This window comes from Halomonas sp. HNIBRBA4712 (assembly GCF_043558675.1).
GTDB lineage: Bacteria > Pseudomonadota > Gammaproteobacteria > Pseudomonadales > Halomonadaceae > Vreelandella.
The window spans coordinates 332744-358128 of record NZ_JBIFXR010000002.1 but is presented as its reverse complement, the minus strand read 5'-3'; the positions used below and the strand labels follow the sequence as shown (position 1 = coordinate 358128).

23 protein-coding genes are annotated in these 25385 nt (G+C 63.7%); 14 read left to right on the top strand and 9 right to left on the bottom strand.

The features are described from left to right. The first annotated feature begins 8 nt into the window (after positions 1-8). The 7 genes from ACGK9R_RS06065 (at position 9) to ACGK9R_RS06035 (ending at position 8479) form a co-directional block, all read left to right on the top strand. Complete coding sequence (locus tag ACGK9R_RS06065; protein ID WP_394579296.1) at positions 9-1187, top strand: ABC transporter permease; 1179 nt, start codon at positions 9-11, stop codon at positions 1185-1187. Continuing rightward, positions 1184-2149 carry an ABC transporter ATP-binding protein gene (locus ACGK9R_RS06060; protein ID WP_394579294.1) on the top strand — a complete coding sequence of 322 codons (966 nt, stop codon included), beginning with the start codon at positions 1184-1186 and terminating at the stop codon, positions 2147-2149. Before ACGK9R_RS06065 ends, ACGK9R_RS06060 begins: the two co-directional genes overlap by 4 nt. After that, positions 2139-2906 carry an ABC transporter permease gene (locus ACGK9R_RS06055; protein ID WP_394579292.1) on the top strand — a complete coding sequence of 256 codons (768 nt, stop codon included), beginning with the start codon at positions 2139-2141 and terminating at the stop codon, positions 2904-2906. Before ACGK9R_RS06060 ends, ACGK9R_RS06055 begins: the two co-directional genes overlap by 11 nt. 226 nt (positions 2907-3132) lie before the next feature. Further along, positions 3133-4344 carry a thiamine pyrophosphate-dependent dehydrogenase E1 component subunit alpha gene (locus ACGK9R_RS06050; RefSeq protein WP_394579290.1) on the top strand — a complete coding sequence of 404 codons (1212 nt, stop codon included), beginning with the start codon at positions 3133-3135 and terminating at the stop codon, positions 4342-4344. Further along, positions 4337-5314 (top strand): alpha-ketoacid dehydrogenase subunit beta, encoded by a 978-nt coding sequence (locus ACGK9R_RS06045; protein WP_394579288.1) that lies wholly within the window; start codon positions 4337-4339, stop codon positions 5312-5314. Before ACGK9R_RS06050 ends, ACGK9R_RS06045 begins: the two co-directional genes overlap by 8 nt. A 16-nt stretch (positions 5315-5330) precedes the next feature. Then, entirely contained in the window at positions 5331-6629 is a 1299-nt protein-coding gene (locus tag ACGK9R_RS06040; protein WP_394579286.1) for a 2-oxo acid dehydrogenase subunit E2, read from the top strand. A 29-nt stretch (positions 6630-6658) separates the two neighbouring features. Beyond that, the gene (locus ACGK9R_RS06035; protein WP_394579284.1) at positions 6659-8479 is read left to right on the top strand and encodes a protein kinase; all 1821 of its coding nucleotides are present in this window, start codon (positions 6659-6661) and stop codon (positions 8477-8479) included. Between the two features lie 4 nt (positions 8480-8483). Here the strand turns inward: ACGK9R_RS06035 and ACGK9R_RS06030 are convergent, their stop codons facing one another. The 7 genes from ACGK9R_RS06030 to ACGK9R_RS06000 all read right to left on the bottom strand — a co-directional run bounded on the left by ACGK9R_RS06030 (position 8484) and on the right by ACGK9R_RS06000 (position 15682). Then, the gene (locus ACGK9R_RS06030; protein WP_394579282.1) at positions 8484-9098 is read right to left on the bottom strand and encodes an ABC-type transport auxiliary lipoprotein family protein; all 615 of its coding nucleotides are present in this window, start codon (positions 9096-9098) and stop codon (positions 8484-8486) included. Beyond that, positions 9095-10036, bottom strand: a complete 942-nt coding sequence (locus ACGK9R_RS06025) for an MlaD family protein (protein ID WP_394579280.1) — start codon at positions 10034-10036, stop codon at positions 9095-9097. The genes ACGK9R_RS06030 and ACGK9R_RS06025 overlap by 4 nt, the downstream gene beginning before the upstream one ends. 5 nt (positions 10037-10041) lie before the next feature. Further along, positions 10042-10836 (bottom strand): ABC transporter ATP-binding protein, encoded by a 795-nt coding sequence (locus tag ACGK9R_RS06020; protein WP_394579278.1) that lies wholly within the window; start codon positions 10834-10836, stop codon positions 10042-10044. Continuing rightward, positions 10833-11945, bottom strand: coding sequence for an MlaE family lipid ABC transporter permease subunit (locus ACGK9R_RS06015; RefSeq protein ID WP_394579276.1), 1113 nt, complete (start codon positions 11943-11945; stop codon positions 10833-10835). The genes ACGK9R_RS06020 and ACGK9R_RS06015 overlap by 4 nt, the downstream gene beginning before the upstream one ends. Before the next feature lie 76 nt (positions 11946-12021). After that, positions 12022-12837 (bottom strand): IclR family transcriptional regulator, encoded by an 816-nt coding sequence (locus ACGK9R_RS06010; RefSeq protein ID WP_394579274.1) that lies wholly within the window; start codon positions 12835-12837, stop codon positions 12022-12024. Positions 12838-12918: 81 nt separating this feature from the next. Continuing rightward, a complete protein-coding gene (locus ACGK9R_RS06005; protein WP_394579272.1) occupies positions 12919-14127 on the bottom strand; it encodes a 3-oxoadipyl-CoA thiolase in 1209 nt (402 codons plus the stop codon). Positions 14128-14161: 34 nt separating this feature from the next. Next, positions 14162-15682, bottom strand: a complete 1521-nt coding sequence (locus ACGK9R_RS06000; RefSeq protein WP_394579270.1) for a 3-hydroxyacyl-CoA dehydrogenase — start codon at positions 15680-15682, stop codon at positions 14162-14164. A 222-nt stretch (positions 15683-15904) separates the two neighbouring features. Here ACGK9R_RS06000 and ACGK9R_RS05995 point away from each other — a divergent pair, with 222 nt between their 5' ends. The 7 genes from ACGK9R_RS05995 (at position 15905) to ACGK9R_RS05965 (ending at position 23484) form a co-directional block, all read left to right on the top strand. Beyond that, complete coding sequence (locus ACGK9R_RS05995; protein WP_394579268.1) at positions 15905-17056, top strand: acyl-CoA dehydrogenase family protein; 1152 nt, start codon at positions 15905-15907, stop codon at positions 17054-17056. Continuing rightward, complete coding sequence (locus ACGK9R_RS05990; RefSeq protein ID WP_394579266.1) at positions 17056-18669, top strand: class I adenylate-forming enzyme family protein; 1614 nt, start codon at positions 17056-17058, stop codon at positions 18667-18669. The genes ACGK9R_RS05995 and ACGK9R_RS05990 overlap by 1 nt, the downstream gene beginning before the upstream one ends. Beyond that, positions 18653-19135, top strand: coding sequence for a PaaI family thioesterase (locus tag ACGK9R_RS05985; RefSeq protein ID WP_394579264.1), 483 nt, complete (start codon positions 18653-18655; stop codon positions 19133-19135). Before ACGK9R_RS05990 ends, ACGK9R_RS05985 begins: the two co-directional genes overlap by 17 nt. Then, a complete protein-coding gene (locus ACGK9R_RS05980; protein WP_394579262.1) occupies positions 19132-20526 on the top strand; it encodes a hypothetical protein in 1395 nt (464 codons plus the stop codon). The genes ACGK9R_RS05985 and ACGK9R_RS05980 overlap by 4 nt, the downstream gene beginning before the upstream one ends. Before the next feature lie 158 nt (positions 20527-20684). Beyond that, positions 20685-21434 carry an electron transfer flavoprotein subunit beta/FixA family protein gene (locus ACGK9R_RS05975; RefSeq protein ID WP_394579260.1) on the top strand — a complete coding sequence of 250 codons (750 nt, stop codon included), beginning with the start codon at positions 20685-20687 and terminating at the stop codon, positions 21432-21434. A 49-nt stretch (positions 21435-21483) separates the two neighbouring features. Continuing rightward, a complete protein-coding gene (locus ACGK9R_RS05970; protein WP_394579258.1) occupies positions 21484-22410 on the top strand; it encodes an electron transfer flavoprotein subunit alpha/FixB family protein in 927 nt (308 codons plus the stop codon). 114 nt (positions 22411-22524) lie between these two features. Further along, positions 22525-23484, top strand: a complete 960-nt coding sequence (locus ACGK9R_RS05965; protein ID WP_394579256.1) for an NAD(P)H-dependent flavin oxidoreductase — start codon at positions 22525-22527, stop codon at positions 23482-23484. On the opposite strand, the gene ACGK9R_RS05960 is transcribed toward ACGK9R_RS05965, so the two are convergent. Further along, the gene (locus tag ACGK9R_RS05960; RefSeq protein WP_394579254.1) at positions 23466-24245 is read right to left on the bottom strand and encodes an enoyl-CoA hydratase/isomerase family protein; all 780 of its coding nucleotides are present in this window, start codon (positions 24243-24245) and stop codon (positions 23466-23468) included. The genes ACGK9R_RS05965 and ACGK9R_RS05960 overlap by 19 nt on opposite strands. An 11-nt stretch (positions 24246-24256) precedes the next feature. After that, on the bottom strand, positions 24257-25378 hold the full coding sequence (locus ACGK9R_RS05955) for an acyl-CoA dehydrogenase family protein (RefSeq protein ID WP_394579252.1): 1122 nt from the start codon (positions 25376-25378) through the stop codon (positions 24257-24259). Positions 25379-25385: the final 7 nt, after the last annotated feature.

The window sequence follows — 25385 nt, the reverse complement described above, 5'->3', positions numbered from 1 at the left end:
GGGTAAGGATGTCACTGGCATCGCTCAAGCAGGGCGTCTCGCCCAATGTCGTGCTGTTGGCGCTCTCGGTCGTCATGCTTGGCGCGGTGTGGCTTTTGGATAGTGCAAGCGTCGCCCCGAACCGGATCGTGCCGGGCACGAGCTATTCGCTGCTCGACTCGATCGGTTGGGGTGGGGCACTGCTTGTCACGCTGCTCGTGGTGGCGTTTGGGGCGCTCACCCTCAAGCCCGATCGCGTTCACTACCAGGCGATGCTGCTACTGGTCGTGCTGATGCTCGCGCTGATGCCCTTTGGTCTGATGGTCGCCGGACACTACCTGATCGACCCGGAACTTGCCCAGGCACGGGTGGGAATCGGCGCCGGTCTCTGGACGCTGCTGTTTCTACTGCTTCTATGCCTGGTCGAACTGCGCCTGCGCCTTAACATGAGTCGGCTGGTCACCACAGCGCTGCTGGGGCTAGTGGCACTTTGCTGGTGGCTCTGCGCGCGGCTGTGGTTGGGCGATTTAGCGCTGGTGCAGGAGTTCTACTCACGCCAGGGCGCGTTTTTCGACGCACTTTTCCAGCACTTGATACTGGTGGCGAGCGCCGTCGGGGCGAGTCTTCTGCTCGGTACAGCGCTGGCGCTCTTGATGCGCCGCTCCCGGCGCGCCGAGAAAGTCGGCTTTGCGCTGCTCAACTTCTTTCAAACCATTCCCAGTCTGGCGCTTTTTGGGCTGCTGCTGGCGCCGCTTGCCTGGCTTGGGGCCAACGTCACCTTTCTGGGCGATCTTGGCGTTAGCGGGATCGGCAATACGCCGGCGCTGATCGCGCTGATCGCTTACAGCCTGCTACCGATCGCGCGCAACACCTACATCGCGCTTGCCGAGGTGCGCCCACAGACGCTGGAAGCCGCCACCGCCATGGGCATGCGACCTTACCAGCGCTTCTGGCAGGTGCGTTTTCCGCTGGCGCTGCCGGTGCTGCTCGAAGGTGTGCGCATCACCACCGTTCAGGCGGTGGGCCTCACCGCGGTGGCAGCGCTGATCGGGGCCGGCGGGCTTGGCACCTTCATTTTCCAGGGACTGGGCCAGGCGGCCATGGATATGGTGCTGCTCGGGGCGCTGCCGATCGTGGTGCTGGCGCTGATCGCCGACGCCGCCATCGGGGCGCTTGCCGAATTGACCTGTCACGGAGGAGAGGCATGATCGAGCTTACACGGGTTTCCAAGCGCTTCGGTGATATCACCGCGGTGGACGATATCTCCGTGAGTATCGGCAAGGGGAAATTTTGCGCGCTGGTGGGCACCTCCGGCTGCGGCAAGTCGACCACACTTCGCATGATCAACCGGCTGATCCCCCACAGCGACGGCCAGATCACCCTGGATGGCGAGCCCATCGAGCGCTTCGATCCGGTCAAGTTAAGGCGCCGAATCGGCTACGTGATCCAGAGTACCGGACTTTTCCCCCACTGGAGCGTGGCGCGCAACATTGGCCTGGTGCCCAGGCTACTGAAGTGGCCAGCGGACAGGATCAACGCCCGGGTCGAGGAGCTGATGGGGATTTTCGGACTGCCGATCGAGGAGTTCGCTGGGAAGTACCCGCACCAGCTCTCCGGCGGTCAGGCGCAGCGGGTGGGGGTGGCCCGGGCGCTGGCCGCCGACCCGGACATTCTGCTGATGGACGAGCCCTTCGGCGCGCTCGACCCGCTCACCCGCGAAAAGCTCCAGGACGAGCTCGCAAGGCTCCAGGCCAAACTGCACAAGACCGTGGTGTTCGTCACCCACGACATGGACGAAGCGCTCAAGCTCGCCGACCACCTGGTGGTAATGCGCGACGGGCGTATCGTTCAGCAGGGAAGCCCGCTTTCGCTGTTACAGCACCCGGCGGACGCCTTCGTCGAGTCGATGCTCGGTGGGCTGGAGCGGGGGCTCAAGCAGGCCGCGCTGACCCGGGTGAAGGATCACATGGCCTCGCTCGGTTCGACCATTCCCGCGCCTTCGCGCATTCCCGGCGACTTCACACTGCGCCAGGGGCTTTCGATGATGCTGCGCGATCACTGTGAACGGCTCACCGTGGTGGACGCAAACGACGTGCCCATCGGCGAGCTATCGCTGCGTCGGCTGATCAAGGAAGCCCGGACCGAGCGGAGCGTTCACCGTGCCGGTTAGCGCCGCCGTTTACCGCCCGGTACCCTCGCGGCGCTGGCTGGTGCCGTTTGGCTGGGCGCTGCTGCTGGCGCTGGCGGTATTCGGCATGGAGTATGCCGAGAGCGCGCTTCGCTATATCGCCTCGGACGCCCGCCAGGTGATCTATACACGGGCGAGTCTGGTCGATTTGTTGGGGCGGCATTTACTGGTAGTCGGCGTAGCCGGCGCGGTCACTGTGGTGGTCGGGGTATTGGCCGGTATCGGCGTGACCCGCGCGCGCGGGCGCGATTTTCTGCCGCTGGCGGGCCAGCTCGCCTCCATCGGCCAGACCTTTCCGCCGGTGGCGGTACTGGCGCTGGCGGTGCCGGTGCTGGGCTTCGGCACACTGCCGATCATCGTCGCGCTGATGCTCTACGGGCTGTTGCCCATCCTGCGCAATACCCTCGCCGGGCTCAAGGGTGTGGATGCTCGAACCCGCGAGGCGGCGCTGGCGATGGGAATGACCCAGCGCCAGATACTTTTGCGCGTCGAGCTGCCGCTGGCCGCGCCCGTGATTCTCGCCGGTATTCGTACCTCGATCACGATCAATATCGCCACCGCCGCGCTCGGCGCCACCGTCGGGGCGAGCAACCTGGGCGACCCGATCATCTCCGGCATCGTCAACACCAACATGGCCTACGTGGTTCAGGGGGCGCTGGTGATCGCGCTGCTGGCCCTGACCGTCGATAGCCTCTTCGATCTTTTACAGCAGGCATTGGCGCGCCACGCGGCCGCCTGACCCTTTTTTCTCGTTTTTCTCTTTCTCATTTCCCTCTCCCATCCCTCTTTTCTCATTCAAACCCGCGGCAGCGTTGCAGGCTCTGCGCCCTAAGTCGTATCTCTAAAAAGGCGCCCGTGCGCTACTGTCTGAGTGTTGCGTTGACCGCTGCCGGATAAATCCACTGGCAGAAACGGTCGGCACCGACAACACTGCCCTCAAAAGGGGTAAACAAGGATAAAAATCAATGACACGCTTTGATCATCAGCCGAGCTTCATGACCGGCGACGAGTTTTCCATTCCCACCTTTGCGCTGTTGAGCCCCGAAGGCGAGCTTTACGAGGGCGCCAGGGAGCCTGCGCTCGAACGCGACCACGCCCGGCGCCTTTATCGGGCGATGCTCGCCACGCGATTACTCGATGAGCGCATGATGGCCGCCCAGCGCCAGGGGCGGCTGAGCTTCTACATGCAGTGCACCGGCGAGGAGGCGGCGATCGTCGGCGCCACCGCCGCGCTCAATGACGCCGACATGATCATGGCGCAGTACCGCGAGCAGGGCGCGCTGATGTACCGCGGCTTCACCATCGACGAGTTCATGAACCAGCTGTTCGGCAACGAGCTGGACTACGGCAAGGGCCGCCAGATGCCGGTGCACTATGGCTCGCGTAAGCTGCACTACATGACCATCTCGTCGCCGCTGGCCACCCAAATCCCCCAGGCGACCGGCTACGCCTACGGCCAGAAATTGGCGGGTGACGGCCTCTGCACGCTGACCTTCTTCGGCGAAGGTGCGGCGTCGGAAGGCGACTTTCACGCCGCGCTCAATATGGCCTCGGTGCACCAGGTGCCGGTGATCTTTTTCTGTCGTAACAACGGCTACGCCATCTCCACGCCGGCGGTGGAGCAGTTCGCCGCCGACGGCATCGCCCCCCGTGCGCTTGGCTACCGCATGCACGCCATTCGGGTCGATGGCAACGACGCGCTGGCCGTGTTCGAGGCGACCCGCCAGGCGCGGAAGATTGCCGTCGAGCAGAACAAGCCGGTGTTGATCGAGGCGATGTCCTACCGTCTGGCGGCGCACTCTTCATCCGATGACCCTTCCGGCTACCGCGCCAAAAGCGAGGAGGAGACCTGGCGGCTCAAGGACCCGGTGCTGCGCTTTCGTAAATGGCTTTCCCAAAAGGGGTGGTGGAGCGACGACGAGCAGAGCGAGCTCGAGGAGTCGCTGCGCCGCGAAGTGCTCGAAACCATGAAGCGCGCCGAAAAGCGCGCGGCGCCGCCGCTGGAGTCGCTGGTCACCGATGTATTCGCCGATGTGACGCCGGAGCTTGCCCGCCAGCTCGACGAACTCGAGCGCCATATCCGCCGCTACCCCGAGGCCTACCCCAGGGGGGCGAAGTCGCTCGACCTTACGGTGAAGGCGTCAATGAGCGCCGATGAGGACGTCCACGATGCCTAAAATGAATCTGCTCCAGGCGATCAACGGGGCGCTGGACATTGCCATGGCCGAGGATGAGAAAGTGATCTGCTTCGGCGAGGACGTGGGCGTGTTCGGCGGCGTCTTTCGCGCCACCAGCCACCTGCAGGAGAAGTACGGCAAGGCGCGCTGCTTCAATACGCCGCTGGTCGAACAGGGCATCATCGGCTTCGCCAACGGCCTGGCCGCTCAGGGCTCGGTGCCGGTGGCCGAGATCCAATTCGCCGACTACATCTTTCCGGCCTTCGACCAGATCGTCAACGAAACCGCCAAGTTTCGTTACCGCTCCGGCGATCTGTTCAACGTTGGGGGCTTGACCATTCGCACGCCCTACGGCGGCGGCATTTCCGGCGGGCTCTACCACTCCCAGTCGCCCGAGGCCTACTTCACCCATACGCCGGGGCTCAAGGTGGTGGTGCCCCGTAACCCCTACCAGGCCAAGGGGCTTTTGCTCGCCGCGATTCGCGACCCGGACCCGGTGCTCTATCTCGAGCCCAAGCGCCTTTACCGCGCCGCCACCGGCGAGGTACCGGAGGAGGATTATCAGCTGCCCATCGGTGAGGCGGAAATTACCCGTGAAGGTAGCGATATAACCCTGGTGGGGTGGGGTGCCCAGATGGAGGTGATCCACAAGGCCGCCGAGCTTGCCGAGGAGCAGGGTATCGCCTGCGAGGTGATCGATCTTCGAACGCTGGCGCCCTGGGACGCGGACACCGTGGTCGAGTCGGTGCTCAAGACCGGGCGGCTGGTGGTAAGCCACGAAGCGCCCCTGACTGGCGGCTTCGCCGGCGAGATCGCCGCCGTCATTGCCGAGCGCTGCTTTCTGTACCTGGAGTCGCCCATTCGCCGCGTGACCGGGCTGGACACGCCGTTTCCCCTGGTGCTCGAAAAGGAGTACCTGCCGGATCACCTCAAGATTTTCGAGGCGATTCGTGAAAGCGTCGATTTCTAGCCCCGGGAGAAAAACCATGAGTGAGTTTGTACTGCCGGATATCGGCGAAGGGATCGTTGAGTGCGAAGTGGTCGAGTGGCGGGTCAAGGAGGGCGACCGGCTCGAGGAGGATCAGCCGGTGGTCGAGGTGATGACCGACAAGGCGCTGGTGGAGATCACCGCGCCGGAAGCCGGTACCGTGACCAAACTGCACGTGGCCAAAGGCGAGATCGCCAAGGTCCACGCCCCGCTTTACGCCTACCAGGCCGAAAGCGAGTCTTCAAGCGAGCCCGCAAGCGAGAGCGCCGCTGCCTCGGCGCCCGAGAAAACTGCTACGCCCGAGAAACCCGATTCCGTACGCGAGCCGGCGCGAAGCGACGCCGCGCCGGCCGAAAAGAGAACCGACACACCTGTACCCGCCCCGCAGCACAGTCCTACGCCTGCCGGGTATCACGGTAAAACGCCGGCGAGCCCGGCGGTACGTCGGCTGGTACGCGAGCACGATTTGGCGCTCGATGAGATCGAGGGCAGCGGCAAGGATGGGCGGGTGCTTAAAGAGGACGTTCTGGCACACCTCGAGGCTGGCCACTCGTCGGTCGCGTCGGCTATACACGCCCCGCAACCGGGTGAGGGTGGCCGCACCGAACCATTACGTGGGCTGCGCGCGGCGATGGCCAGGCGTATGGTGCACGCGGTCAGCACCATCCCGCACTTTCACTACGGCGACGAGATCGACGTCACCGCGCTTCTGGCGCTGCGCGAGCGGCTCAAGCCCGCAGTCGAAGAGGCGGGAGAGCGTCTCACCTTGATGCCGTTTTTCATGAAGGCGCTGGCGCTGGCGGTCCAGCGTGAACCGATCGTCAATGCCAAACTCAATGAGGCCGGCGATACGCTGCGCTATAGTGACGCCTGCAACGTCGGCATGGCGGTGGACGGCAAGGCGGGGCTGATGGTGCCCAACGTCAAGAACGTCGAGTCGTTGACGCTAGTGGAGCTGGCCAGAGAGATCGGCCGATTGACCCAGGCGGCCCGCGATGGGCGCGTCGAGCAGGCGGATCTCAAGGGTGGGACGATCACGATCTCCAACATCGGCGCGCTCGGCGGCACCTACGCCGCGCCGATCATCAACGCCCCGGAAGCGGCGATCGTCGCCATCGGCAAGACCCAGTGGCTGCCGCGCTTTGACGAGGCGGGCGAGGTGACGCGCCGAGCGATCATGACGATCACCTGGGCGGGGGATCACCGCTTCATCGACGGCGGCACCATCGCCCGCTTTTGCAACGCCTGGAAAGAATCGCTGGAGGCGCCGGAGACGATGCTTCTCCATTTGCGTTAACCCTTGAGCGTCACGCCGGTGAGTAAGCCATGACCAAGGCGCTACAGCAGTTCTACATCCCGGAAGAGCAGTCGATCTATCTGCTCAGTCACCGGGATGCGCGAAAGCTCAAGGGCTGGGTGGCGCTTTGCCAGACCGAGCTTTCGCAGCTGGGATTCGAGGGCATCGAGCTGATCGGCAAGGGCGCCTACGGTTTCGTTTTCGCCGGGCGAGCGAACGTGGGTGGCGCGCCAGCCCACTACGTCTTCAAGTTCTCGCGTATCACGCTACCCACCCATTTGCAGGAGCGCCTCGAAGAGGAGGCGTTCATGCTCGATCAGATCCACCATCCGCGTATTCCACAGCTGATCGCCTATCAGCGCATCCGCGGTCAGTCGATCCTGGTGATGGAGCGCGCACCCGGGCTCAATCTGGAGGAGATGTCGCTGGCCCGCGGGCGGCTATCGCCGCGGCTGATCGTCAGGATCGCCGCGCAGCTCGCCGATATCCTGCTGGCGCTGCGCCAGGAGACCGGCCCCTTTGGGCGGCCGCTAGTGCACGGCGATATCAAGCCCTCGAACCTGGTGTTCGACGCCGAGCGTGAAACCGTGGCGCTGATCGACTGGGGCTCGTCGGTGTTCGCCCAGCTCGATGCACGGCTTCAGCCGGTGGGTAATAACGTCATGGAGCTGATGTCGAACCATCAACAGCACACCAACGCGCGGTTGGGCGATGTCTACTTCATCGGCGAGGAGCAGCTTGAAGGAGCGCTCTCCTCGCCGCGTTTCGACGAGCAGGGTGTGGCCGGTACGCTTTATGCACTTGCCTCGGCGCAGTCGTGTCGCTTTGGCCACCGCGCCATTCCGGCAAGCTCGCTGGGCCTGCCCGTCGAGTTCGCCCGCACGCTGGATGCCATGCTCGACCCGGACCCCGCCACCCGACGCCGCGCCGGCGACTACTTCCTCGAGCGTATGCCAGCGCTCTCAAGGCTGGTGATGGTGGATCTTCCTTTGGAGCCGCTGACACCGCTGGTGCCGGTATGGGTGCGCCCGGTAAGCCACGGGATCGATACCGTGGTCTACAGCTCGCGCAAGGCGTTTCTGCGCGAAGCGAACGTCGAGCCGACGCTCGATGACGTCAACGATGTTCAGCTCGACCGCTACTACAAGCAGTTCATGCAGGGCATGGGTGATACCGAAAAAGCGTTTCTTGCCTCGGTCAGCCGGCTGGGAAAATACCCGGTGGTCGGGGGGCTGGCGATCCGCTGGGAGAGTGAGGGCATCTATATCGACTCGTCGCTGAACCTCCACGACCCGGCGCAAAGGCCCGCCTTCACCCAAGCGGTGAACAACATGGTGCACCTGGCCCGCGCCATTCATCGCCAGGGGGTGTTCAAGAGCTGCCTGTTCAACGCTCGCCAGACGCTGCACCTGGAGCGTGAAAGCGAACACGCGGCGTTCGTACGCGCGGACAACACCCACATTCGCTTCGAACTCAGCGCCACGCCGGAGGAGCGGCGCACGCGCCAGCACAGCTACTTCGAGGATGGCCCGGACCCGGAGGAGCTTCTACGCCTGCCGGCGACCATCATGGGCCTGCTCGAGCGGCTCAACGAGATCCATCACACCGGCATGATCATCTTCGAGGCGCACCCGCGCCATTTGAAGATCCACAGCTACTACCGGCTGCTCGACCCGGAGCGCGAACGCGACTTCGCTGCGCTGCTCGACCGCATTCTCGATGCGGTCAGCCTGATCGAAGGGCTCGGCGTGTCCGGGTTCATGAAGATGCCCTATAAGGACACCCGCTTTTTCTCCCACCTGGAGCGCCAGCCGGAGCGCTTCTACCCGCGCAATCCGCGGGCGGTGTAAGCCTTCAACGTTCGGTCTCAAACGTTTGCGCGGAGAGCCCGCCGAGCCACTCGACCACCTGGGAGGTCAACGCATCGCTCGCCACGCCGAAGGCGTCGACCACGTCGGAAATCTCGACACTCGCCGCGCGCGCCTCGGCGTCAAGAGTCCGATGGGCGAGCAGGCGGCGCTGGCCATCCACCAGCTGCACGTCGAGCTGAATCCGCGCCATCGGCGGGGTGCGGTCGTACTCGCTCTGGAAGTGGCGAAGCTCGCTCAAAAGCGTTACATCGGCGGGCAGCCGATCGACGCCGACGCTCTCGAAAAGCCCGCTTTGCTGGATCGCCTCGACCAGCCGCGTCTGGACGATCTGCGGGGCGTCCTCGTGCCAGCGCGCGCCTTCGTAAACGTTGACCACGTTGCGCCGGGGGTAGACGACGATGCGGTTGCTGCTCAGCAGATGCCCTGCCTCCGGCGCGGCCACGCCCAGGCGCAGGCCGGCAAGCGCCTGGTTTTGCACGCTCGCCTGGGGTGCGGCCGGGGGCAGGCGGTAGAGCGTGGCCGGGTCGCTCTCCGGCAACACCGAGCAGCCCGCAATCAACGCGGCAGCGCCAAGGGCGAATATCGAACGAATCATCATGGGCGAAACTCCTCTACGCGATCGCCACCCAGCAAAAAGTCGGTGGGGTTCTCTTCGAGATCGCGGGTGATACGGTCAAGCGTGGTCAGCGTCGAGCGCAGCGCCGAGAGCGCCGGGGCGATATCGCGAGTGCTTGCAAGGGTGCTTTCGACGGCGGCGGCGTTGTCGTTGACCAGCTGCTCGATGCGCTGGGCCGCCTGGGCGACGTCGTTGCTGGCGCTCGCCGCGCTCGCCATCACCTGGCGGCCGTCCTGGCGCAAGAGGGCGGTGGCCTCGTCACTCAACACCTCGATACGCTCGAGGGTCGAGGTGGCCTGGCGCGACACGTCGCCGAAGAGCGCCATGTTTTCGTCGAGCGCGCTGCGCTGTGAGGCAATCATGTCGGTGATATCGGCGATGTCGGTCAGGATATTGCCCGCCCGCTCGCGGTTGTCGTCGGTGAACAGCTGATTGACGTTCTCAAGCACCGCGTTGACGTTGTCGATCATCTCCTCACCCTGGTCGAGCAGCGTGGCGATCGGTGAAGGGTCGGCCTTGATGAACGGCGCCGCGTCGTCGGACTCGTCATAAAGAAGCGGACTATTCGGCTCACCGCCCTGTAGCTGGACCGACATGTTGCCGGTAATACTCGGGATCGACAGGCTGGCGCGGGTATCGACCTTGACCGGCGTATCTTCCTGCACGCGAATGTCGACGATCACCCGGCGCGGGTCGGTCGGGTCGAGGGTCATCTCGGTCACCTCGCCGACCTGAATGCCGTTGTATTGAACGGCGCTTCCGTCGGAAAGCCCGCTCACGCTGCGCTCGAACAGGATACGGTAGGGCAGGTACTCCTTTTCATTGGCGGCCTGGCTCATCCAGAGCGCGAACAAGAGCGCCCCGGCGGCGGTGAGCAGCGTAAAAAGGCCGATTAAAACGTGATGCGCACGGGTTTCCATGACGGTTACTCTTGATCGAAAGAAGAAGCGGCGGCGCGACCCCGGGGGCCGTTAAAGTACTCCTGCACCCATTCGTCGTCGGTTTGGGCGACGTTTTCCAGCGTGTCCGCCACCAGCACACGCTTTTGCGAGAGCACCGCCACCCGATCGCAGGCCGCGTAAAGCGTGTCCAGATCGTGGGTCACCAGAAACACGCTAAAACCCAGCGCGTCGCGCAGGGTCTTGATCAGCTTATCGAAGGACGCTGCGCCAATCGGGTCGAGCCCGGCGGTGGGCTCGTCGAGAAACAGGATGTCCGGGTCCATTGCCAGCGCCCGGGCAAGGGCGGCGCGCTTGATCATGCCACCGGAGAGCGACTCCGGCGATTTGAGCGCATCCTCGGGCTCGAGCCCTACCAGCGAAAGTTTGATGCGCGCCAGGTACTCGGCATCAGGCCGTGAAAGCCCGGCGTGCTCGATCAGCGGCAGAGCGATGTTCTCCTGCAGATTGAGCGAGCTGAACAGCGCCCCCTGCTGGAACAGCACGCCGAAGCGACGCTCGATTCGGCTGCGCTCCTCGCTTTCGAGCGTAGAGAGATCGGTACCCAGCACCTCGATGGAGCCTTCATCCGGGCGCTTGAGCCCCACGATACTTCGCAAAAGTACCGACTTGCCGGTACCGGAACCGCCGACCACGCCCAGAATCTCGCCGCGCTCGACGGTCAGATCGAGCCCTTCATGCACCGCGTGATCGCCAAAGCGATTGACCAGCCCGCGCACGCGGATGACCGGCTCCTGATGGCTCTCGTCTTGCTCGCTCACCAGCCCATCTCCATGAAAAAGAGCGCGGCCATCGCGTCGATCAGGATCACCATGAAGATCGACTGCACCACGCTCGAGGTCGTGTGAGCACCTACGGACTGGGCGCTGCCGGCGACCTTGAACCCCTCCAGACAGCCGATCACCGCGATGACGAAGGCGAACACCGGCGCCTTGGACAGCCCGACCAGGAAATGGTGAAGCGGTATGCTGTTTTGCACCGTGTTCATGAACTGAGAGAACGGAATATCCAGCGACACCGCCGATACCACCGCTCCGCCGAGAAGGCCGCTGAACATGCCGATAAAAGCCAGCAGCGGAAGACTCACTAGCATCGCCATGATGCGCGGCAGCACCAGAAGCTCGATCGGGTCGAGCCCCAGCGCCTTGAGCGCGTCGATCTCCTCACTCGACTTCATCGCCCCGAGCTGCGCGGTAAAGGCGCTGGCCGTACGCCCGGCGAGCAGAATCGCGGCGAGCAGCACGCCGAACTCGCGCAGAAACGAAAACGCCACCAGGTTGATGGTATAGACGGTCGCGCCGAAACTCTCCAGCACCGTCGCCCCGAGAAAAGCGACCACCGCGCCGACCATGAAAGTCAGTAGCATCACGATGGGAACGGCGTTGAGCCCGCTTTGCTGAATATGGGCGACGGTCGCGGTCACGCGCCAGCGTTTGGGGTTGATCATGACCGGCAGCAGCGTGGCGAGCACCAGCCCAACGAACCCGAGAAGCTGGTGCTGTTGCCGCCAGAGGCCTTCGACGTTTTCGCCGATGCTTGCCAGCATCAGCGTCAACCGGTTGCTCGAGCCCGTGTCGATCTCGAGAGAGACGTCCATCGCCTCGGCGATGCGCTTGATCAGCGCACGCTGCGCCTCGGGAAGCGCATCGGCCCACTCATCGACGTTACGGGCGCGCTCGACGCCCACCAGGTCGATCAAAAGCGCCGCCCCGGCGGTATCCAGACGCTCGAAACCTTCGAGTGTCACCTCCGGCGCGCTGTCACCGGCCGCCTTGCCGAGTTCCTGCTTGAGCATCGGGTAGTGTTCGAGCGTCCACTCCCCCCTGAGCGCCAGCGTCTCGCCCTCGCGCGTGATCCACTCCTTTGGCATTACCGCTCCCATGCGCGTTAACGAGCCCTTAATCATGCCTTCAAATGAGGGTAGGTGAAAGGCAATGAACGTTAGCTTAGCGCACTATGCGAGGTTTGGGAGCGAGTTCCTGTTTGATGTGCGCAGCCACTTCCTTGAGCCGGGGGCCGAGATTATGCACGAGACGATCATGATCCAGGCGTACGCTTGAGCCGCCGCAGTTGATCGCCATGATCTCGGCGCCATCCTCGAGAACCAGTGGCATGGCGACGGCGCTGATATCACGCTGCCAGTCCTGTTCGGAAAAGCAGAATCCGTACTCGGCATAATCTCTCATGCTCTGTTGGATGCCCGCCTCCAATTTGGGCCAGTCGTTGCCGTGATGCTCGGCGAGTGTTCGCAGAACCTGCTGGCGCCTGGTGTCGGGTAGGCCGCACAGCCATGCCCGGCCGATGGCCGAAGTGGCGATCGGTAGTCGCGAGCCGACATCGAGTCGAATGATCAAGGGGCCACTGCCGTGGCAGGTTTCCACATACACCATGTCGGTACGATCGGCGCTGGCAAGACTCACGTTACAGTCGGTCGCTTCCGCAAACGCCTGCAAATGGGGGCGCGCAATTTCACGTATGCCCATGTTGCCCAGAAAACGGTAGCCCAGCGCCAGCACGCCGGCACCAAGACGATATTTCTCGAGGTGTGTGTTGTGCTGCAGGTAACCGAGTTGCGTCAGCGTGTAGGTGAGTCTGGACACCGTCGGGCGGGGAATGCCGGTTCGGCTGGAGAGCTCGGCGTTGCCCAGGTACTCCTCACCGGTTCCAAAGGCGCGCAAGAGCTCCAGCCCGCGGGCCAGAGCAGTGACAAAATTGCGGTCCTTGCCGGGCGAGGCCGGGGCATCGCTATCGGTGTGTTGCATTTAATCTTCCAGTCGATGGTGAATGGCGCTCATTATCGCATAGGTCACCGGGGCCGGTGCGATACCCTTCAACGCAGTGGATCATGGGTCCAGGCGCTCGATAACCGTGGCGATGCCCTGACCCACGCCGATGCACATGGTCACCAGCGCGTAGCGTCCCTGAGTTGCTTCCAACTGGCGTAGGGCGGTCAGCACCAGGCGCGCGCCGGAAGCGCCGAGCGGGTGGCCGATGGCGATGGCGCCGCCGTTCATGTTCAAACGCGGGTCGTCGCTTGAAAGGTCAAGCCCTTTCAGGCAGCCAAGCACCTGCACGGCGAACGCCTCGTTGATCTCGATGACGTCCATCTGCGAAAGCGAAAGATCCGCGCGGGCGAGCGCCTTTTGCGAGGCGGGCACCGGCCCTAACCCCATCACGCGTGGTGCAACGCCGGCCACGGCGCTGGCGACGATACGCGCCCTCGGGGCGACGCCGGCTTTCTCACCGGCACTTTTGGTGCCGACGATCAGCGCCGCGGCGCCGTCATTGAGACCCGATGCGTTGCCGGCGGTGACCACGCCACCCTCGAACAGCGCGCCAAGCTTTGAGAGCTTGTCCTCGGTGCTCTGCGGGCGCGGATGTTCGTCCTTGTCGACCCGCAGCGGCGGCTGCTTGCGTCCCTGAGGGACTTCGACGCTCATGATTTCGCCATCGTAAAACCCTTTTTCCAGCGCTTGGGCGTAGCGGGCCTGGGAGCGCGCGGCGAAGGCGTCGCCCTGTTCGCGGCTGATGTTCAGGTCGCGGGCAACGTTGTCGGCGGTTTCCGGCATGCTGTGGTTGCCGTACTCGCGGGCGATCCACGGGTTGGGAAAGCGCGAACCGATGACGGTATCGAACATCGGCTGATTGCGGGCGTAGGGGGTTTCCGCCTTACCCAGCACGTAGGGCGCGCGGGACATCGACTCCACGCCGCCGGCAAGAAACAGCTCGCCTTCGCCCACACGCGCCGCGCGGGCGGCATCCATCATTGCCGCCAGGCCGCTGCCACACAGGCGGTTGACCGTCTGCCCCGCCACCTCGATGGGCAGCCCCGAATAGAGCGCTGCGTGACGTGCTACGTTGCGCGAGTCTTCCCCGGCCTGGTTGGTACAACCGGCCAGCACGTCCTCGTAGCTTTCAGGCTTGAAGGCGTTGCGCTCGACGAGCGTCTTGAGCGTGAGCCCGAGCAGATCGTCCGGGCGAATGGATGCAAGGCTACCGCCGTGGCGGCCAAAAGGTGTGCGAATACCATCGAAAATATAGGCATCGGTCATGACGTTTTCCTTGTTGTGATCAATGGGTTTACGTTCAGGCCTGGGTGAGCGGCATGTCGAGCTCGGCGCGACGGCGCAGCCACGGGCTTGGGCGGTAGCGCGGATCTCCGGTGGCCGTCAGCAGCCGATCAAGGATGGTCAAAATACGTCGCGCCCCATAGTGGTCCCCCATCTTCAGCGGCCCGTACGGGTAGCCCAGACCGAGTTCGACGGCGCGGTCGATGGTGGCGGGCTCGGCCACGCTTTGCTGGGCGATTTCGGCGCCCACGTTGACGATGCAGGCCACGATGCGCTGAAGCACGAAGCCGTTGCTGTCCCGCAGGATGCTGACCGGGGTGCCGTCCTGATTGAGCAGAGTGGCGGCGGCCTGCAGGTAGTCGTCTTGCGTGGCCGGCGTGGCCATCAGGCTGCGGCGCTTTTCAAGCCCGGCGAGCATATCCACGGCGACGCAGCGGCGAGGGTCGAGCCCAAGGCGCAGGGCGCAGGTCGTGGTGTCTTCGCCAAGCGGGGTCAGCAGGCATAGCGCCTGTGGCGAGGGAACATCAGCGGTTTCCAGTGTCCAGCCGGCGTGTTGCACGAGCTGGGCAAGCGGCGCTGCGCTGTGCGGATCGTCCTGGCTGATCCACACCGCGCGCGCTCTAGCCCTAGGGAGCTCGTATTCCGGGGGCATCTGCTGCTTTCCATCCACGTAGCGATAAAAACCCTCGCCGGTCTTGCGACCGAGAAGACCGGCATCGAGGCGCTGACGCGTCAGCGGAGAAGGGCGGAAGCGGGGTTCTTCATGGTACTGACGGTAGATGGATTCCATCACCGCGTGGGAAACGTCCAAACCCGTGAGATCCAGCAGGGTAAACGGCCCCATGCGAAAACCGCCTTGGTCGACCATGATGCGATCGATGGTGGCCACATCGGTGACGCTTTCACCCAGAATGCGCAGCGCTTCGGTACCGAAAGCGCGGCCGGCGTGGTTGACCAGAAACCCCGGCGTGTCCGTGGCGCGAGCGGTAAAGTGACCCATGGCCTCGCCAAGTGCGCTTACCCGCTGAGTGGTCTCATCGGCGGTTCTGAGCCCCGGAATTACCTCCACGATTTTCATGAGCGGAACGGGGTTGAAAAAGTGAAAGCCGATGACCCGTTCAGGATTGCGGCAGCCCGCGGCGATAGCCGTAACCGAAAGCGACGAAGTATTGGTCGCCAGTACCGCATGGGCGTCGACAATATCTTCGAGCGTCGAGAAGAGGCTCTGCTTGGCATCGAGTTTTTCGACGATCGCTTCGACGACGATATCGCAATCCGCCAGAGCGTTTAAATCATCGACCCCTTTCAGGCATGTAACGTAGGCGCTGGCTTGAGTATCGGACAAGCGCCCCTTTTCTACCCCACGCTGCCAGAGGCCTTCAATGTACGTTTTGGCCTCTTCAACGGCGCCATCGCGGACATCGAAAAGCCTGACTTCCAGCCCCGCCTGCGCCGCCAATTGAGCGATGCCGCGCCCCATGGCGCCGGTACCCACGATACCCAGCCTTGTGAAGGGAGATGAAGTCGCTATTGCCATGGCACCGCTCCTGTTTTGAATTGAAAAGTAAAAGCTGTTTTTGTTTTGCAAGGCAAAACCAAGTTTCGATTATTGACTGCCATCCTAGGCTATGCAAAAGTGCCTGACAACTTATGCGAACTCAAGTTTCGCTATGCAGAATAAGCGAGCGCTTTGCTTTCGGCATGCCGTCGGTGCCGTCATCACAAGATCAACGTCAACGCCACTCACTCTGGAGCCGTCATGATTCGCGATCCTGAATTGCTCAACCAGCTTGTCGATACCATCTCTCGTTTCGTGCGCGAGCGCCTGATTCCCAACGAAGCGCGCCTGGCCGAAGAGGATGCCGTACCCGAAGAACTGCTCGCGGAAATGAAGGAGATGGGCCTTTTCGGTCTCTCCATTCCCGAAGAGTACGGTGGCCTTGGGCTGACCATGGAGGAGGAGGCGTTGGTCGCGATGGAGATCGGCAAGACGTCGCCGGCCTTTCGTTCGGTCTTCGGCACCAATAACGGCATCGGCGCCCAGGGCATTCTGATCGACGGTACCTACGAGCAGAAGGCGCGCTACGTGCCACGGCTGGCGACGGGTGAAATTCTCAGTTCGTTCTGCCTGACCGAGCCGGACTCCGGCTCCGACGCGGCGAGCCTGCGCACCACCGCGGTACGCGACGGCGATCACTACGTGCTCAACGGCACCAAGCGCTATATCACCAACGGCCCCGAGGCGGATTTGTTCACCGTCATGGCGCGCACCGACCCGGCCAACAAGGGCGCCGGCGGCATTTCGGCGTTCATCGTCGAAGGCGACACGCCGGGGCTCGTGCGCGGCCCGTCGGACAGCAAAATGGGCCAGAAGGGCGCCCACACCTGCGACATCATCTTCGATAACTGCCGGGTGCCTGCCGAGAACATCATAGGAGGCAAGGAAGGCCAGGGCTTCAAGACCGCCATGAAGGTGCTCGATCGTGGTCGGCTGCACATTTCCGCGGTGTGCGTGGGCGTGGCCGAGCGGCTGGTCGAGGAGTCGCTCAACTACACCATGGAGCGCAAGCAGTTCGGCGCCGCACTCGCCGAACACCAGCTGGTGCAGGCGATGCTCGCGGACAGCAAGACCGAAGCCTACGCCGGTAGAACCATGGTAATGGACGCCGCGCGGCGCAAGGACGAGGGCGAGAACGTCTCGACCCTGGCATCCTGCTGTAAGCTCTTCTGCGCCGAGATGGTGGGGCGCGTGGCGGATCGCGCGGTGCAGGTTCACGGCGGCGCAGGCTACATGTCCGAGTACGCCGTCGAGCGCTTTTACCGTGACGTGCGGCTGTTTCGGATCTACGAAGGCACTACCCAGATCCAGCAGCTGGTCATCGCCCGTAATATGGTTCGGGAGGCGTCGTGATGGCGCTCTCGGTTCCCTACCAGGCGCCGGACGAGGATATCTTCGGCACGCTTGCAAGCGAGCTGGTGGCCCGACTGCCCGAGCGCCTCAGCACCCGGGTACTGGAAAACGCCGAACGCCTGGCCGAGCATCCGGCCATCGTCGATGGCGACGTTCGCTGGAGCTACGCCGAGCTTGGTCAAGAGATTCGTGCCGCGCGCCGCTGGCTCGAAGAGCTCGGGTTTCGCCCCGGTGATCGCCTCATGACGGTGAGTGAAAACGGTCGAGCGCTCGTGGTACTGCTGCTGGCGGCCAGCGAGATGGACGTTTGGGTGGCGATCGTCAATTCGCGGCTCTCGGCCCAGGAGATCGATCTCATCCGTGACAACTGCTTGCCCCGGCGTGTCATCTATACCTGTGAAGCCTCGATGGACGCCGCGCACCACGCCGAGCGCCACGGCGCCGACCGCTACCAGCATCCAAAGCTCGGCGAGCTTGCCTTATCAGTGCTTTTCGACAGCGATCCGGAGCCGGTGAGTGAAAGCGGCGCCGAGCAGGTGGCGGCGATGATATATACCTCCGGCACCACCGGCACGCCCAAGGGAGTGATGCTGACCCATCGCGGCATTCTCTACATCGCCTCGATCTCCGGCGGCATGCGCCACTTGAGTGAAGGCCAGCGAGTCTACGGCGTGCTCCCCATGTCCCATGTCTTTGGCCTCTCGTCGGTCTGCATGGGCTCGCTCTATAACGGCGCCTGTCTGTATACCGTACCTCGCTTCGACGCCGAACACCTGCTCAAGACACTCGACGAGGAGCGCATCAGCGTGCTTCAGGGGGTGCCGGCGATGTACGCCCGCGCGCTCGAATATATGAAACGCGAGCAATGCGCTTTGAGCGCGCCGGCGCTGATCTACATCTCGGCGGGCGGCTCGCCGTTGGATAGCGATACCAAGGCCCGAGTGGAGGCGGCCTTTCATCTGACACTGCACAACGGCTACGGGCTGACAGAAGCCAGCCCGACCATCAGCCAGACGCGCATCGAGGATCGCCATCAAAGCAACACCGTTGGCCGGGTGCTGCCACTGCTCGAGTACCGGCTCGAACCGCTGGGCGCGAGCGACTCAAACGACAACCCCGGCGAAGAAGTGGGAGAACTCTGGGTCCGCGGCCCCAACGTGATGAAGGGCTACTTTCGCCAGCCCGAGGCGACACGCCAAAGCCTCACCGCAGAGGGCTGGCTCAATACCGGCGATATCGCCCGCTTCGATCACGATAACCAGCTTTATATCGTCGGGCGTAGCAAGGAGCTCATCATCCGTTCCGGGTTCAATATTTACCCGCCGGACGTCGAGGCGGTCATCAGTGAACACCCGGCCGTTACGCTTTGCGCGGTGGTGGGGCGCCAGGTGGCGGGTAACGAGGAGGTCATCGCCTTCGTGCAGAGTGAGCAGGGCCTCGAGCTGGACCTGGACGAGCTCAAGGCGTTCATCGCCGAACGACTGGCTCCTTACAAGCGCCCCGCCAGAATAGTGACGATGGAGTCGCTACCCTCGACCGCGACGGGCAAGATTCTAAAAGGGCGCCTGCGCGATCTGGCCCAGCAGGAGGTAAACGATGCGTCGAGCCGATGATGACCAGAACGATATGCCCACCGACGAGCCGGGCGGCTTCAACGATCTGCTGGGGCTTTATGTAACCGAGTGGAGCAGTGAACGCGCCGTGGTCGAGCTGACCCTCGAGGCGAAGCACCTCAACCGCAGCGGCAACGTTCACGGCGGAGCGCTTGCTGCCCTCATGGATAATGCCTTGAGTTTGTCCGGGCTTTTTTGCCCCGTACCCGGAAACGCCCGGCGCGCCGTAACGCTTTCGCTCAGTACGACCTTCGTTGGCCCTGCCAGGCAAGGTGTGCTGCGTGCCACCGGCGTGCTGCGCGGCGGTGGGCGCAAGATCTATATGGCCAGCGCCGAGGTCGTCGATGAGCAGGGCAACCTGGTTGCCATGGGGGAAGGGTCGTTCAAGCGCACGAGCGGCAGCGAGTCGCCCGATGGGGTGCCCATTGCGCTACTCAAGGAGCGTCTGACAGGACACCGCGGATGACGCTTGCCCGTCTGCGGGTATCGCTACTGCTGGCGGTCACTTTGGGCACGCTGCTTCATTTGATCACCTCGGGGCTCGTGTCACTGGTTGCTCAAGGCGTTGGCGTGGTGGCGCTCATCGGCTATCTCACGACCCTGCAGCGGCAGCTGAACCGCATGGCAAAAGGGCTACTCTGCGTTGCGGGGCTGATAACCCTGCTGACGCTATGGCGCAGTCCGGCGCCCTGGGAGTTACTCCTTGATGCAAGCGGCCGTTTCGCCTTCTTCGCGACGTTCGTGGTGGCGCTTGGCATGATGCGCCTTCCCGCCTACCGTTCTCCTCTGGTTCGCCGCTGCGGGCGCGCGATGCTCTTGCAGCCACCCAGCCGGCGCTATCCGATTCTCTCGTTCGGCTCCATGCTGTTCGGCATCATTCTCAATATCGGCGTGTTGAATCTGTTCGCCGCCATGATTGAAAAGAGCAATACGCTAGAGGCGGCAGGGGGCCGTGTCTGGGTGCGCCAGGCGCGCCAACGGCGCATGATGCTGGCGCTATTGCGCGGGTTTTCACTGGCGCCACTGGTCTCGCCCATGGGAATGGGCGTAGCGGTGGTGCTCTCGAGCATTCCAGGGATTACCTGGCCCGAACTGGCGCCCTCTATTCTGTCTGCCGCTGGCCTTTTGTTTCTCGTAGGCTGGGCGGTGGATCACGTGACCGGCCCGCATCCGCCTGCGGACAACGCTCGAACGATACCTTCGCTGCAACCACTGGCCCAGTTTAGCGCGCTGTTGGCGGCGGTAGTGGTACTGGTCGTATTGCTCGCGTGGCTACTCGATGTGCGGCTTCCTATCGCTGCCTTGCTGGGCGCACCGAGCAGCGCGCTCGTATGGCTTGCCTGGCAGCGGCGCCGCCTCGGCCTTGCCAGTGTGCCTGCTGCTCTGGTGACCACACACCGTCAGCTCCCCTGGTTGCTTACGCCCAGCGCCAACGAAATCGTGGTCCTCGGAGCGGCCGGATATCTGGGCCATTTATGCGTGGAATTGGTGAGCGTTCAGACATTGGCACCGCTGCTCGCTGTGCTCGATCAACTGGGTGCGTCGAACGCCATACTCACCATGCTTTCGGTCCTTGGACTGGCCCAACTGGGTATCAATCCTATCGTCACGGTGACACTACTGGCGGGGCTGCTACCCACGCTCGATATCGAGGGGTTGGCGCCGGTCACCATTGCCGCCTCGCTGATGGTGGGCTGGGCATTGGCGCTGGTGTCATCGCCCATGACGGCTTCGATGCTCATTCTTTCGCGTTTTACCGGCCTTTCGCCGCTGCAAATCGGCTACCGCTGGAATGGACGATTCCTGATGACGGCAACGCCGCTGCTTGCGCTTTGGTTACTCTGGCTGGCGCTATGAAGTGGCTTGACGTTCACACGTGGCGCCAGGTACTTGACCTTTGCTTGCGGGTTTTTTACTGTTCATGGTGTAAATTAAAACATTGTTTTGCTAAGCGGAACATAGCGAAGAGTTCGCCCGGGTTCGCTTTCAAGATGATCTAACAGACAGGAAAGCCCATGAAAATACTCGTCGCGGTCAAACGCGTCATCGACTACAACGTGAAAATCCGCGTCAAGGCGGATCACTCCGACGTGGATCTGACCAACGTCAAGATGGCCATGAACCCCTTCTGCGAGATCGCCGTGGAAGAAGCGGTGCGACTCAAGGAGAAGGGCGTGGCGACGGAAGTGATCGCCGTGACCGTCGGCCCGAAGGCCGCCCAGGAGCAGCTGCGCACCGCACTCGCGCTGGGCGCCGACCGGGCGATCCAGATCGAGACCGACGAGCGCGTCGAGTCGCTTGCCGTGGCGAAGCTGCTGGCGAAGGTCGTGGACGAAGAGCAGCCGGGGCTGGTGATCCTCGGCAAGCAGGCGATCGATACCGACAACAACCAGACCGGCCAGATGCTCGCCGCGCTGACCAATCTGCCCCAGGCCACCTTCGCCTCCGAGGTTGCCGTCGACGGTGACAAGGTCAACGTCACCCGCGAGATCGACGGCGGCCTGCAGACCGTGGCCCTCACGCTTCCGGCGATCGTTACCACCGACCTGCGCCTCAACGAGCCGCGCTACGCCAAGCTTCCCGACATCATGAAGGCCAAGAAGAAGCCGCTGGATGTCAAGACCCCGGCGGACTACGGCGTCGAGGTGGCATCACGTGTCAGTCTGGTCAAGGTCGAGACGCCCGCCGAGCGCAAGGGCGGGGTAAAAGTGGCCTCGGTCGACGAGCTGGTCGACAAGCTGAAGAACGAAGCGAAGGTGCTTTGATTTCCCGGCCCGGTGATCGCCTCTTTCACCCGTATTCAAGGAGTTTCTCATGAGCATTCTGGTTCTGGCCGACGTTCACGACGGCCACCTGCTTGACGCCACCGCCCACGTGGTGGCCGCCGCCCGCGAGATTGGCGGCGATATCGACGTGCTGGTCGCCGGTGAAGGCGTCCAGGCCGCCGCCGACGAAGCCGCGAAGCTCGACGGCGTCACCCGGGTACGCCTGGCGGACCACAGCGTCTACGCCCACCAGCTCGCCGAGCCGCTCGGCGCGCTGCTGGGCGAGCTCGCCGGCGACTACACCCACGTGCTCGCCAGCGCCTCGACCACCGGCAAGAACGTGCTGCCGCGCCTCGCCGCGCTCAGGGACGTCAGCCAGCTCTCCGAGATCGTCGCCGTCGACGGCCCGGACACCTTCAAGCGCCCGATCTACGCCGGCAACGCCATTGCCACGGTCAAAAGCGACGATGCGCTCAAGGTGATGACCGTGCGCACCACGGCGTTCGACGCAGTCGGCCAGAGCGGCAGCGCCGCCGTCGAGGCTCTCGACACCGTGGTCGAGAACGCGCAGTCGCAGTTCGTCGGTGAAGAGCTCGCGGCCTCCGACCGTCCGGAGCTCGGCGGGGCGAAGGTCGTGATCTCCGGCGGGCGCGGCATGGGCAACGGCGAGAACTTCCGGCTTCTCGACGGCATCGCCGACAAGCTCGGCGCGGCGGTCGGCGCCTCGCGCGCGGCGGTGGACGCGGGCTTCGTGCCCAACGACATGCAGGTAGGCCAGACCGGCAAGATCGTGGCGCCGGATCTCTACATCGCGGTGGGCATCTCGGGGGCGATCCAGCATCTGGCGGGGATGAAGGACTCGAAGGTGATCGTGGCGATCAACAAGGACGAGGAAGCGCCGATCTTCCAGGTGGCGGACTACGGGCTGGTGGGGGATCTGTTCGAGATCCTGCCGGAACTCGAGAGCAAGCTTTGAGTGCGCAAGAGGTCTTGACGGGCCTCTTGGCCTAAGAGTGTCTACGGCCGGCGTTTGCCGGCCGTTTTTATTCAAAGCTTTTTTACATTCACCTGATGCGACTGCGAGCTGACCATGCTGAACGATCTTACCGATTCGCTGACGCTGCCAGTGATCGGCTCTCCCATGTTCATCGTTTCCGGCCCTGAACTCGTCATCGCCCAGTGCCGGGCCGGTATCATTGGGGCTTTTCCCGCGCTCAACGCTCGCCCGGCCGAGACGCTGCGCGAGTGGCTCGAGCGGATTACCCGGTGTCTTGAACAGCACAACGACGATCATCCGGACACACCGGCGGCGCCTTTCGCGGTGAACCAGATCGTGCACCCGACCAACGACCGCCTCGAACACGACCTGGCGCTATGTGCCGAGTACCGGGTGCCGCTGGTGATCACCAGCCTGCACGCGCCGAACCGGGTCGTCGAGCAGGTCCACACCTACGGCGGGCGGGTCTTTCACGACGTCACCACGCTGCGCCACGCCAGAAAGGCCGTCGAGGCCGGGGTGGATGGCCTGATTCTGGTCTGTCAGGGCGCCGGTGGCCACGCCGGCCGGCTCAATCCCTTCGCCTTCGTGGCGGAAGTGCGCGCCTTCTTCGATGGGCCGCTGGTGCTGGCCGGAGCGATCACGCGCGGCGAGCAGATCGCGGCGGCCCGCGCCCTGGGCGCCGACCTGGTCTACATGGGCACTCGCTTCATCGCCACCCAAGAGGCCAACGCCGAGGCGGCGTACAAGCAGATGCTGCTGGAGGCAGCGGCGGGGGATATCGTCTACACCAATCTCTTTACCGGGGTACACGGCAACTATCTGCGCCAGAGCATCGAGGCGGCGGGGCTCGACCCCAACGCGCTCCCCGAGGGTGACAAGAGCGCGATGCGCTACGGCTCCGGTGGCAGCAGCAAGGCGAAGGCCTGGCGGGATATCTGGGGCGCGGGGCAGGGCGTGGGGTCGATCGACTCGCTCGAGAACGTGGCCGATGTGGTGGCCACGCTCTCGAGCGATTATCGCCTGGCGCTGGATCACTTGCGCCGGCTTTGACGAAACGCCGCGAGTCGCTGTTTGAAATCACTCGAGGCCTTGCACTGATCCTGAAGCTCGCCTTCGAGCTTCATGGTATCGACAAGCGAGCACTCCTGGGCGCTGCGAAGCGCTCGCTTGGTGGCCGCCAGCGCCTGAGACGACTGCTTGACCAATTCGCTTGCCAGCTCGCGCGCCTGAGCCACGACCTCGCTGTCGTCGACGACGCGGTTGGCCAAGCCCAGCGACCGGCAGCGCTCGGCCTCGATGGGGGTGGCCAGAGCGGCCATTTCGAAGGCCAGGGGGTGGCCGAGCTTGCGCACCAGATGCCAGCAGGCACCGCCGTCGGGAATCAGGCCGATATTGATGAACGCAAGCTTTAAATAAGCCGAACGTCCCATGACCACCATGTCGCTTGCCAGTACGTAGGAAACGCCGATACCCGCCGCCGCCCCACTAACCGCGGCGATGACGGGCTTCTCCATGGTCATGAGGCTTTTTAGCGCGGGCAGGAACAGCCGCGCCAGTCGTTCACTGGCCGGCTGGGTACCGGCTTTCTCGAACTCTCCAAGGTCGGCACCGGCGCAAAACGCGCTGGCGTCGCCGCGCAGAATCACGCAGCGGGCCTCGGGGTCCATGGCAACGCTTTGCAGAGCATCGCCAAGCGCCAGGGCGGTGGCCTCGTTCAAGGCGTTGCGAACGCTCGGGCGGTTGATCACCACCTCGACAACGCCATCTTCTACGACGCTGACGGTGACCACTTCATCGGGGCTGGACCACATGAAAAGAATCCTCAGGCAGCGTCGAGCCGGTCGCTGACGGTTTCAAGGTGGAAATCGGTATCGCCCAGGTAGTGATCGAACATGACCAGATGACGGGCGAAGCTTGCCACATGGCACTCGTCGGTCATGCCCATGGCGCCATGTAGCTGGATCGCCTGTTCGGCAATGAAACGCGCGGATTCACCGCAGTACGCCTTGGCGGCGGCGATCCTGTAATCACGCTCCTCACACGAGAGCGAAAGGCTAGTGGCGGCCAGAATCGTCATCGAACGCGACTGCTCCAGGTGCAGGTGCATGTCCACCATGCGGTGCGAAAGCGCTTGAAAAGAGGCAAGCGTCTGGCCGAACTGCTTGCGCTCCTTGAGATAGGCAAGCGTCTGGTCGCAGGCGGACTCCATCGCGCCTAGCGCCTGGGCGCAGAGCCCGGCCCGGCCGATGGCGAGTACCTCGTCCAGCGCGCTTTCCGCGTCTTCGCTCAAACAGTGGTCGTCGCTCAGCTCCACGTCCTGTAGCGTCAAATCGCCGGCGCTTTGCTCGTCCATCGTACGGTAGTCGAAGCCGGATACGCCGGTGTTGCCGGTGGGCACCGCGAACAGCCCCAGCTTGCCGCTTTCGAGTTTCGCCGTGACCAGGGTCGCGGCAGCCGCGTCCAGGTTCATCACCAGTGTCTTTTGACCCGTAAGGCGCCAGTGATCGTTCTCGCGGCGCGCGGTGGTGGTGATTCTCCCGGCGTCGTAGCGGGCGGCAACCTCCTGCCAGGCAAGGGCCAGCTGATGCTCACCTTCCATCAGCGGGGCGAGCCAGCGGGCCCGCTGCTCGGCATTGGCCGTCAGCGCCAGAAGTTGGCCAGGCATAACGAGTCCGAACAGGTAGGGCTGCGGTACCAGGCCCCGCCCCAAGGCCTGCAGGATGATCATCAGGTCGGTGCCGTCGCCGCCTAGCCCGCCCACCGACTCGGCGAAGGGCATGTGCAGAAGCCCGAGCTCGGCGAAGGTCTGCCAGAGTTCGGCACCGGCGCCTGAACGTGAGGCGTCGAGCATCTGGCGACGCTGTTCGAAGGAGACCCGGTCGGCCACCAGGCGGCTCAGCGTCTGGTCGAGCATGCGCTGCTCATCGGTCAATGTGAAATCCATGGCGCTC